Source organism: Paraglaciecola mesophila (assembly GCF_009906955.1).
Classification (GTDB): Bacteria; Pseudomonadota; Gammaproteobacteria; order Enterobacterales; family Alteromonadaceae; genus Paraglaciecola; species Paraglaciecola mesophila_A.
In genome coordinates, this window is the sequence record NZ_CP047656.1 from 2,550,712 (window position 1) to 2,562,500 (window position 11,789).

Consider the following 11,789-nt stretch of genomic DNA (forward strand, 5'->3'; position numbering starts at 1 on the left):
GGCAGTACTTGTTGTGTGGAATGTACAACTATGATGCATACTCAACAACACATTATAATAATAACGAAACACAAATAAGGTTTTACCCCCCAATGAACAATAGATGGATGAAGGTTCTATTTCCCTTTCTAGCTCTTGCCGCCGGCTTTGGTGGCATGACATTGATAGAAGTCAGCGCATCAGAAGACGAACAGAAAGACATTGTCGATACGCGTCCTACAGTAACAATTGAAACGGCACACGCTGAAGATTACCAAGTGGTTATCGCCAACTACGGTGAAGTACAGCCGCTAGAACGTACGATGATCTCAGCTCAAGTATCAGGTGAAGTGGTCAGTTGGCACCCAAGCTTTGTGGCCGGTGGTTTAGTATTGCGCGGCAGCGTTTTGTTCAGCATTGAAAAAGATGCCTACGAAGCTGCACTACTTCAAGCACAAGCTAATGTTAGTTTGGCACAATCACAATTAATTGAAGAAAAAGCTCGAGCGGATGTGGCCGAACAAGAAGCCAAAAGCCTGCCCAGTAGTAAAGTATCTGACTTGTATTTACGCAAACCTCAATTACTCAGCGCCCAAGCTAATTTAAAATCAGCCCAAGCAAGCTTAAAAATAGCCCAGCGCGACTTAGACAACTGTGAGGTTATTGCGCCTTACGATGCATTGGTCGTCAGTCGCAATATCGGTGTCGGTCAGTTTATTGGTCTAGGCACGACTGTTGGCGAGATTTACAATGTTGAAGCGGCTGAGATTATCTTCCCAGTGGCCGGTTTTGATCGGGAATTTTTACCAGACAATCTGGCCGAAAAGGAAGCGAAACTCACCACCAATGGTTACAACCCTATTGAGCGCACGGGATTAATCTCTCGTGACTTAGGTGTGGTAGACCAAGCGACCCGCATGAGTCAGTTAGTCGTGCGCGTGAACGATCCTTATAGTCTTAAAAGTAATATGCCAGCCCTTAAATTTGGCAACTACGTGCAGGTCAGTTTTCCTGGGCGCACGCTAGAACATATTTATCGTCTCCCCCAAGCATTGGTAAACAATCAAACGGTTTGGATCATGGATAAAGACAATAAGCTACAACCCAAAAAAGTGGAAATACTCCGTGAAGAAGGCGAGTTTTTGCTGATTAGCAAAGGGTTATCAGACAAAGACAGCATAGTGACAACCTTACCTGAGTACCCGCAAACAGGCATGGAAGTCAAAGTCAGCAACGAGAAAAAAGCAAGTGAGCTAACTGCTCAAAAAGCTAGGTAGGAGGGGCTATGTCTATAAACGATTCAGCACCTCGGCCTGATGTTCCCCATCAAGATCCTGAATTACCGAACCCATTTGAGCCAAAACAAACTGGCTTGATTGCATTTTTCGCCAATAATTCAGTAGCTGCGAACTTGATGATGATTTTCATCATTATCATGGGCTTGTTTAGCTACTTCACCATTCAGCGTCAGATGTTTCCTAACATCGAAATTAATTACATCAGTATCAGTGCAGTATATCGCGGCGCTTCGCCTCAAGAGATTGAAGAAAGTATTCTGATTAAAATTGAAGAGTCGTTGAAAGACATCACGGAGATCAAAAGATCTACCTCTCGAGCGTTTCGTGGCAGTGGCCGCGTGACACTAGAGATACAAGAAAACAAAGAGCTTTCAGATGTTTTGGACAAGGTTAAAGCTCGTGTCGATAGCATAGCCACCTTCCCTGCCGATATGGAGCCACCGGATATTTCGCAAATTGAGTACCAGCAAGATGTTATCGAAATGTCTCTGGTGGGCGATTTACCCATTACTCAACTTAAGCCGATTGCCAAAAAAATTGAAGATGAGTTATTGCAACTTAACAATATTTCATTGGTTGCAGTAGATGCACCAGAAGATGAAATTGCCATTGAAATCAAACCCGATATATTGCGTAAGTACAACCTGACTCTAGCTGACGTACAACAAGCCATACGTAACTACTCAGCCAATATCTCGGCCGGTGAGCTTCGCACAGACTCGGGTATCGTTGCGGTACGCGTTGAAAACCAAATGTACAGTGGCGATGAGTTCAGGCGCATCCCTGTAAAGATCAGTGAAACCGGAGCTAAAGTATACTTAGGCGACGTGGCTACCATTGAAGATGGGTTCGAAGAAGGCCAACGCTACTATAAGTATTCAGGCGTTAATGCCATTTATATGTCCGTCAAGGCGACTAAAGATCAAAGTACTATTCCAGTTTCTAAAACGGTTAAAGAATATATTGAGATGCGAAACAAAACCTTACCTGCAGGTTTGCAACTCAGCATATTGGTCGACATGACATATTACCTCAATGCCCGCCTAGATATGATGCTCAGCAACTTATTCCAAGGGGCTATTTTGGTGGCGATTATGCTCACCATATTCTTGCGGTTTAGGCTCGCGTTCTGGGTCATGCTTGGCTTACCCGTCTGCTTTTTAGGTGCCATAATGATGATGCCATTATTTGGTGTCACGATTAATATTTTATCTCTGTTCGCATTTATTATGGTACTCGGGATAGTAGTGGACGACGCCATTGTCATTGGCGAAAGTGCCTACAGTGAAATAGAAGAACGAGGGGGCGGTACAGAAAGCGTAATACGCGGTGCAAAACGCGTAGCCACCCCAGCGACATTTGGGGTGCTTACCACCATTGCTGTGTTCGCCCCTGCACTTTTCTCAACCGGTCCAGAAGGTCAGTTCTTTTACGTTATCGCCTGTGTTGTGATTCTTTGCCTCATTTTTAGCTTAGTAGAATCAAAATTGATTCTACCTGCTCACCTAGCTCATATGAAGTTTACGCCAGTAAAAGAAACAAGTTGGCGTGCTCGTTTCAACAAGCGCTTTTTTGGCTTCGTGAACGGTAAATATAAGCGTTTTGTTCAAAAATGTACCGAATGGCGCTGGTTTGTGTTCTGTGTCTTTATTGCGGTTTTAGCTATTAGTTGGGGGTTAGTATCGGCTAATTATGTACGCATGATCCCTTCTCCTAAAGTGCCCCATGACTTCCCCGGCATAAAGTTTGAAATGAATGAAAACGTGTCAGATGAAGCCGTAATCAACGCGCTGGTGACGATTGAAAGTATGGTCATTGATGTGGATAAACAGATCATTGACGAATATGGCAGTAGCATGATGCGCGATATCATGGTCTTTAACCGTGGCCGTACCGAAGGGAGAGTACAGGTACCATTGGTTGATGAAGAGGAGCGTCATTTTGACGCATTCGAACTAGCAAGGCGCTGGCGCGAGCAAATGCCTGACATTCCCGGTATGAAGTCAATTACCATTATAGATGACATTAACGGTGGGGGTAATGATGACGGTGAATTCGGCTATATGCTTTTTGGCAGTGACATCAACACGTTAAATGCCGCTGGACGCGAGTTTATCTCAATGCTTCAGCAAACGGAGGGGTTATTCGATATCAGTTCGTCAATTGACCCCGCCAGTAAAGAAGTACAAATGCAATTGCTGCCTGTGGCCTACGATTTAGGTTTGAATCTAGCGGATATTGCCCGACAAGTCGGGGCGAGCTTTTATGGTGGCGAAGCCCAACGAGTCATTCGCGGTGGTGATGAAGTGCGCGTTATGGTGCGCTACCCTAAACTGACCCGTGAACGCTTCGCAGAGCTAAAATATGCCGTTATCACGACACCCGCTGGTAGAGAAGTCATGTTAGGTGACGTAGTCAGCCTAACTGAGAAGCCAGGCATTAATTTTATCCGTCGTGAAGGGGGTTATCGAAGTGTTTATGTATTCGGCTCAATCGATGAAGAAGAAGTTGAACCGAATGAAGTCATCGCCACTGTAGACGAAGAACTTCTGCCGCTGCTTAAAGAAAAGTATCCTGGAGTCAAGACCGAATTAGGAGGCACGATTGAAGAGCAGCAAGCACAACAAAGCCAGCAAATGATGTTTTTGGTTGCGGGCTTGATCATGGTTTATATCTTGCTCGCAGCACCGCTAAAAAGTTACGGCCAGCCATTGATCATCATGTCGGTTATTCCCTTTAGTCTAACCGGTGCCATTTGGGGACATTTCCTGTTTGGTATCGATTTAAGCATGATGTCCACTTTCGGTATTATCGCTGCTGCTGGGGTAGTTATAAATGACAGTCTCGTCATGACAGATTTTGTTAACCAGCAACGCGCGATGGGAATACGCATTAAAGACGCAGTAATCAATGCCGGTTGTGCTCGATTCAGGGCCATCACCCTAACGTCAATTACAACCTTTGCTGGGGTATTACCTATCATGTTTGAAACTAGCCTTCAGGCTAGATTCGTTATCCCTATGGCGGTGGCACTAGGTTTTGCCGTTATGTACGCCACTATGGTCACCTTGATACTTGTACCTTGTTTATATCTAATCCTTGAAGATATAAAAGGTCTATTCATTGCGTTATTTTCAGCTATAGGCCGACTATTTAATCGAAAAAATAGTAAGCAACAAGTAATAAAGAGCAGTTAACTCAGCCTTTATTAACTTATATCAAAAGCGCCCTCTGGCGCTTTTTTTATATTGATAGATACGTTCTACATTGTGTTCTACCAGTGCGTACTAACAAACTCTCCTTGAGTGTTCACGTATTACCGCACGATGGTATTAAGCAAACGATTTTCTGTTCATACGATCAGACTTTAGTGGATGATAGCAAAGGTAAATTAACGTATATTAATTAACCACAGTTTTTAAAACGTCATGCTCGAATGCATATTCCTTAGGCACCTCAATTTACTTACCGCTGTAGCGTTCAGTAAATGGGTCACGAAAAGAACGTAAAATTGAATCGAATCACTCACATATTTTATATCGGCGATTGGCAAGTCACCCCTAAAACAAACTGCCTACGCAGTGGGGATATTGTAAAGCAACTCGAACCTAAAGCCATGGATGTGCTGTTAGTACTCTGCCAGCAGCGTCATGAGCATGGACACGAGAGCGTCTTAAGTGCTGACGATATCGCCGCCAAATGCTGGGGCAGCGAAATTGGTGATAACCCAGTCCACAAAGCCATTACCCAACTTCGAAAGGCCTTTAGCGACAAACCCAGTAGCCCCAAATACATCGAAACTATTCGTAAACGTGGCTATCGTATCGTTGCCGAACTCGATTTTCCCGATGATGAAGCCATAAATACCGATACGTCGACCCCAAACGACTGGCGAGGCGGTTCGCCCTTTCCGGGGTTAAGCGCATTTGAACCAGACGAAAGCGAGGTATTTTTTGGTCGTAATGAGCAAGTCGCTACCTTACTCACTCGAGTATCAACGCTAGTCAATGCAAAACAAGCGTTTTGTTTAATACTTGGCCCAAGTGGCAGCGGTAAATCGTCTTTGGTAAATGCAGGCGTTTTGCCCCGCCTGACCCATAAAAATGGCTATGATGGCATTGGTGTTATCAGCTCTACCAGCCTTGATTTCGCTGATGTGGGCCAGTCTAGGCTCTTCGTCGACTTAGCCTCTTCAATGCTCGATTGGGATGTAAACGATACCCCTGTGTTTGATGGCTTAAGTGCAGAAGCGCTCGCTAACAAACTACAAACAGATTGTAATCAAGTATTAACTCTGTGCGAGGCCGCACGAGATTCAATTGGCGTGTCCAAAGAAGAACAGCCCCGCGCTACCGGCCAATATGCCAACCCTCAATTCTTTTTATTTATTGACCGTCTAGAAGTCTTACTTTCATCCCCGGCCTTCGCTAATGATGAACGCAAGGGTTTTCTAGATACCATTGATACCTTAGCCAGTTCAGGCTGTATTTTAATATTTAGTGCCTGTCGCAACGACTTTTATCCATTAGTGGTAGCCCGCTCTAGTTTAATGATAGGCAAAGACAAAGGGGCGCATTTTGATTTGTTGCCTCCTTCGTCTAGTGAGCTCAGTCAAATGATCCGCTTGCCAGCAAAAGCTGCGAATTTAAGTTGGACAAACGAACCGAACAGCACTACGTCGCTGGATGAGATTTTATGCCATGAAGCAGTGAATCACCCAGATGCCCTGCCCATGTTGCAATACACCCTGCAAGAACTGTACGAGCAGCGTAGCACTAACAACGAAATGCAATACTCGGTATATCGCAAATTAGGCGGAATCGAAGGCGCAATCGGTAAAAAGGCCGAAGAGATTTTTCTTCAGCTTTCCAAAGATCAACAAGCACAACTGGAGTACATACTCTCTTTACTCGTTACGTTAACCCCAAATGGTGAAAACATCACTAGCCGCGCAGCTCGCTGGTCACAATTAGACGAGAATCCGATCACACATTCGAGCCAACATGAATTTGTGCAGGCCATGATTGAGAGTCGTTTGTTTGTATCACATCTACAACACGGTGAGCCTTGTTTCAGCTTGGCCCACGAAGCACTAATACGGAAATGGCAACGAGCGGCCAACTGGATAAGTGAACACAGAGACGGCTTAAGGATCAAAAGTCAGTTACAGCAATTAGCAGGACGCTGGCAATTTGAGGATAGAAACAAAGCCTACCTACTCCCAGAGGGAAAACCCTTATTAGAAGCGGTTAACTTACAAAAAAGCGCCGTTTTTAAGCTTGATGAAGAAGAATGCGCCCTCATCAAAGCATCGCAAAAAAGTGGTAACGTAAAACGCTGGTTAAAACGCACCACTGTGACCTTACTTTGTGTCCTCACCTTTACCGCCTTGTTTATGAGCGTAAAAAGCCAACAGGCAGAAAATTTAGCCCTGCAAAAACGCTTAGAAGCCGAAAGTCTATTAGGGTTTATGGTAGGTGAGTTCGCCGACAAACTGCGCAGTGTAAAGCGCATGGATTTACTCGATGGGATCAGCAACAAAGCCTTGGAGTATTTTAGCCAACAAGATGAAGAGGACGAGGGGGCTTTTTTCCCCTCTTTAACCGGTACCGCGCAAAATTTTAAGACCCGCTTTCAGCATGCTCAAACCCTTGCTGCAATGGGTGAAGTGGCCTATTCACGCAATAAAAATGATGAAGCCAAGCAGGCCTTTAGCACAGCCAAAACGATTTTAGACAAATTATATAAAATTCAACCCGAGAACAGCGAACTGTTAAAAGCCCTAGGCGCAAACGCATTTTGGTTGGGACAATTGGCCTCGGACAAGGCAGAGTTCATCTTAGCAAAGCCGCATTTCGAGGAATATCTGTCTTTTAGCAAATTGATGAATCAGCTAAAACCCAATAGTGATGACGCTAAACTTGAGCTTTCTTATGCCTATCTAGCGATGGGGGCCGTTAGCAGTAAACTGCAAGATCTGAGTGCCGCCAAAGAGGCGTTTGAAAAAGCATTATCGGCTCAATATCAACTGGTTGATGGTATTTCTGATACTGATATATCTCATTTAGAGGTTGCTAATACTCTCGAATGGCTAGCTGAAACAGAAGAGCAATTAGGCAGCCTACAACAAGCGGTGCACACACGTGAAAAAGTACAAAACATTATTGTTAACTTACTAATTACTCACAGCGATAACGCTAACTTAATCGAAAGCCTTGCATACTCTTACCTAAATAATGCCAATGTGTTGTATTATTTAGGTCAGTATAATGCGGCGAATCGCTCGGCTTTATCGGCCAAAGCTAATCTAGATACTCTGTTACAGCAAGACCCATCTAATGAAATATGGCAACTCGACTTGCTCCGAGCCGATATATTCGGGCGTCACTTAATGGCTTTGGTGCATAAAACGCCTGACAGCCAAACTATAACGTGGCCTGACTTTCAAAAAATATTATCCAGAGCCAAAAAATTTTATTCACTGATTGCAATTGTTATCAAAAGTTATGAACTTGGTGATAATTGGGATTTAGCCGGTAGTGCTATCCAATTAGCAAAATCAAAGTTAGAAAAGTTGTTAAGTGAACAGCCTTCAAACCAGTTACTGTTGACCGCCTTAAGTAATGTTTATTTGTTAGAAGCAAAACAAGATGAGCACGCACAGAACCAGGTAGGTGCTGTATCTACCACCAATGCCACTAGCAATACCCGTTCCGACAAACGCAAAGCCTGTCAGCAGGCCGCCAACTTGCTACAACCCATTGTGACTTATAACAGCGGCTACGAGGTATTACTGCCCTATGTACAAGCTCATGACTGCTTACAACAGCAGGATAAAGTTAAACAGTTCGCTGACAAATTAGCACTGATGCAGATTAATAATTATAGCTTTTAGCTCACCATAACGTTCAACCAAAAAGGAAGGAAAAATGTTCCCACAAATAAAAAGAATTAAATCCCGAGTATTAGCGAGTCAAGGATGCGAGCCCGTAGTGCAGTTTTACGATAGCGAGCAAAAAAGCTGGGATGAAGAGGTTGTACTCGACTTTAACCGCTCAGGCATGGCGATTTTCACCCTAGATACTGATGACAGCGCAGACCCTTATATCTTCTTCGGGGCACTGCAAAAAACCGAAGATGGCTGCAACCCAGACACCAATTGGGATTTTATGATAAATGGTGCCGGTAACATTATTTGCTTTAATAATGATTGTCAAAGCGCTCAAGATATCTCTGTTAGGCTGACCTTAATTCAGCGTGGCGACGATGAGTTTGCCAACGCTATTATCAGTGCCGATCCTATGATCAAAAATCGTCCTGACTAATTTTTCACTTTATGATGTGACACTTAATGCGCAGTAGTTCTGTAATGTTAACTGGCTACTGATGGATAAAACGTGGGAGCTTTATGGGTGATTTTCATCATGGACGTGTTTATACCGTAGTTGATACTTCCCTAGAGGTTTGTTGCCGAGTTGCCTTTGCGCGAAGCGCATATACGAAAAAGCCCTGACCGTTTTTTGGTCAGGGCTTTTTCGTGCAATGGGAGTCTGGCGTTGTCTTCCGGCAACCGTATTGTCTCGCATCGCGGTTGGCGCATAGGATGCCGCGCAGCGAGGCTGTCGCATGGGGGTGAAAGCGGAGGCTTTTGCGAAGCGCAGCTTTGCCCGTCTGAACGACATTCATGGGTGAAAACGGGGCTATCTGGAGCACCGCTCCAGCCGTTTGAACGACCGACATGGATGTCGGGCTGGACTGAGCTACAGGGAAGTATGTCACCTAGCCGTCTACTACGTTAATAAGCTTTAAAATGCGATTTCGACTACAGTTGATTTTTTCTATAGCACAAAAACGAAAAAAGCCACCCGATTAAGGTGGCTTCATTCTAAATGGGAGTCTGGCGGTGTGCTACTCTCGCATGGGGAAACCCCATACTACCATCGCCGCTAATGCGTTTCACTTCTGAGTTCGAGATGGGATCAGGTGGGGCCGCATCGCTATGGCCGCCAGACATAAACTGTTATTTATCAAGCCTTAGCTCAATAAATTCAATATGTAAAAGCTGATGCCGCGCCTCGTAAGGTCTGGCTGTAATCGTCGCTAAATCTCTTTAGTCTTACTCTTGATTAAATACTTGTCATACAAACAACACGCAAACTTATAAAAAGTCACTTGGGCGTTGTATGGTTAAGCCTCACGGGCAATTAGTACAGGTTAGCTTAACGCCTTGCAACGCTTCCACATCCTGCCTATCAACGTCGTAGTCTTCAACAACCCTTTAGGACAGTTAAACTGCCAGGGATGACTCATCTTGGGGCTCGCTTCCCGCTTAGATGCTTTCAGCGGTTATCGATTCCGAACGTAGCTACCGGGCAATGCTCTTGGCAAAACAACCCGAACACCAGCGGTTCGTCCACTCCGGTCCTCTCGTACTAGGAGCAGCTCCCCTCAATCATCCAACGCCCACACCAGATAGGGACCGAACTGTCTCACGACGTTCTAAACCCAGCTCGCGTACCACTTTAAATGGCGAACAGCCATACCCTTGGGACCGACTTCAGCCCCAGGATGTGATGAGCCGACATCGAGGTGCCAAACACCGCCGTCGATATGAACTCTTGGGCGGTATCAGCCTGTTATCCCCGGAGTACCTTTTATCCGTTGAGCGATGGCCCTTCCATACAGAACCACCGGATCACTATGACCTACTTTCGTACCTGCTCGACGTGTCTGTCTCGCAGTTAAGCTGGCTTATGCCATTGCACTAACCTCCTGATGTCCGACCAGGATTAGCCAACCTTCGTGCTCCTCCGTTACTCTTTGGGAGGAGACCGCCCCAGTCAAACTACCCACCAGGCACTGTCCGCATTCCCGATTAGGGAACAACGTTAGAACATCAAACGTACAAGGGTGGTATTTCAAGGATGACTCCACGCAAACTGGCGTTCACGCTTCAAAGTCTCCCACCTATCCTACACATGTAGGGTCAATGTTCAGTGCCAAGCTATAGTAAAGGTTCACGGGGTCTTTCCGTCTAGGTGCGGGTACACAGCATCTTCACTGCGATTTCAATTTCACTGAGTCTCGGGTGGAGACAGCGTGGCCATGGTTACACCATTCGTGCAGGTCGGAACTTACCCGACAAGGAATTTCGCTACCTTAGGACCGTTATAGTTACGGCCGCCGTTTACCGGGGCTTCGATCAAGAGCTTCGCTTGCGCTAACCCCATCAATTAACCTTCCGGCACCGGGCAGGTGTCACACCGTATACGTCATCTTTCGATTTAGCACAGTGCTGTGTTTTTAATAAACAGTCCCAGCCACCTTTTCACTGCGGCCGCCATTCGCTTAGAGAGCAAGTCTCATCACAAACAGCGGCGTACCTTCTCCCGAAGTTACGGTACGATTTTGCCGAGTTCCTTCACCCGAGTTCTCTCAAGCGCCTTAGTATTCTCTACCTGACCACCTGTGTCGGTTTGGGGTACGGTTCGATATATCATAAGTTTAGAGGCTTTTCCTGGAAGCAGGGTATTTGCAACTTCAACTCCGTAGAGTCTCGTCTCGTGTCTCAGGCATGTAGAAGTCCGGATTTACCTAAACTTCAACCCTACACACTTTCACATAGACAACCAACGCTATGCTTGCATAACCTTCTCCGTCCCCCATCACTGATATACCAAGTACGGAAATATTAATCCGTTTCCCATCGACTACGCATTTCTGCCTCGCCTTAGGGGCCGACTTACCCTGCCCTGATTAGCATGGGACAGGAAACCTTGGTCTTCCGGCGTGCGGGTTTTTCACCCGCATTATCGTTACTCATGTCAGCATTCGCACTTGTGATATGTCCAGCAAACCTCTCAGTTCACCTTCAGCCACTTACACAACGCTCCCCTACCACGCATAGTAAACTATGCGTCCGCAGCTTCGGTATATTGCTTAGCCCCGTTACATCTTCCGCGCAGGCCGACTCGACTAGTGAGCTATTACGCTTTCTTTAAAGGGTGGCTGCTTCTAAGCCAACCTCCTAGCTGTCTTAGCCTTCCCACATCGTTTCCCACTTAGCAATAATTTTGGGACCTTAGCTGGCGGTCTGGGTTGTTTCCCTCTTCACGACGGACGTTAGCACCCGCCGTGTGTCTCCCGGATAGTACTCACTGGTATTCGGAGTTTGCAAAGGGTTGGTAAGTCGGGATGACCCCCTAGCCTTAACAGTGCTCTACCCCCAGTGGTATTCGTCCGAGGCGCTACCTAAATAGCTTTCGGGGAGAACCAGCTATCTCCCGGTTTGATTGGCCTTTCACCCCCAGCCACAAGTCATCCGCTAACTTTTCAACGTTAGTCGGTTCGGTCCTCCAGTTGATGTTACTCAACCTTCAACCTGCCCATGGCTAGATCACCGGGTTTCGGGTCTATACCTTGCAACTAAAACGCGCAGTTAACACTCGCTTTCGCTACGGCTCCCCTATTCGGTTAACCTTGCTACAAAATATAAGTCGCTGACCCATTATA

At 45.8% G+C, this 11,789-nt stretch carries 4 protein-coding genes and 2 rRNA genes (1 of these 6 running past the window's edge); 4 read left to right on the forward strand and 2 right to left on the reverse strand.

Annotated elements, in window-relative coordinates; translation table 11 throughout:
- Positions 1 to 92: 92 nt before the first annotated feature.
- The 4 genes from FX988_RS10835 (at position 93) to FX988_RS10850 (ending at position 8,602) form a co-directional block, all read left to right on the forward strand.
- Positions 93 to 1,256, forward strand: coding sequence for an efflux RND transporter periplasmic adaptor subunit (locus FX988_RS10835; protein ID WP_254700597.1), 1,164 nt, complete (start codon positions 93 to 95; stop codon positions 1,254 to 1,256).
- Positions 1,257 to 1,264: 8 nt separating this feature from the next.
- Positions 1,265 to 4,474: an efflux RND transporter permease subunit gene (locus FX988_RS10840; protein ID WP_160179797.1), complete on the forward strand. Its 3,210-nt coding sequence runs from the start codon at positions 1,265 to 1,267 to the stop codon at positions 4,472 to 4,474.
- Positions 4,475 to 4,764: 290 nt separating this feature from the next.
- Entirely contained in the window at positions 4,765 to 8,172 is a 3,408-nt protein-coding gene (locus FX988_RS10845; protein ID WP_160179799.1) for a winged helix-turn-helix domain-containing protein, read from the forward strand.
- Positions 8,173 to 8,206: 34 nt separating this feature from the next.
- Positions 8,207 to 8,602, forward strand: coding sequence for a DP-EP family protein (locus tag FX988_RS10850; RefSeq protein ID WP_160179800.1), 396 nt, complete (start codon positions 8,207 to 8,209; stop codon positions 8,600 to 8,602).
- A 570-nt stretch (positions 8,603 to 9,172) separates the two neighbouring features.
- On the opposite strand, the gene rrf is transcribed toward FX988_RS10850, so the two are convergent.
- Together rrf and FX988_RS10860 are read right to left on the reverse strand one after the other, a co-directional pair.
- A 5S ribosomal RNA gene (rrf, locus tag FX988_RS10855) occupies positions 9,173 to 9,288 on the reverse strand.
- Between the two features lie 172 nt (positions 9,289 to 9,460).
- Positions 9,461 to 11,789: ribosomal RNA gene (locus FX988_RS10860) — 23S ribosomal RNA — on the reverse strand (it continues 555 nt past the right edge of the window).

Coding starts and splice junctions, on each gene's coding strand:
- FX988_RS10845 (WP_160179799.1), top strand. CDS start 4,765: ATGGGTCACGAAAAGAACGTAAAATTGAATCGAATCACTCACATATTT.
- FX988_RS10835 (WP_254700597.1), top strand. CDS start 93: ATGAACAATAGATGGATGAAGGTTCTATTTCCCTTTCTAGCTCTTGCC.
- FX988_RS10840 (WP_160179797.1), top strand. CDS start 1,265: ATGTCTATAAACGATTCAGCACCTCGGCCTGATGTTCCCCATCAAGAT.
- FX988_RS10850 (WP_160179800.1), top strand. CDS start 8,207: ATGTTCCCACAAATAAAAAGAATTAAATCCCGAGTATTAGCGAGTCAA.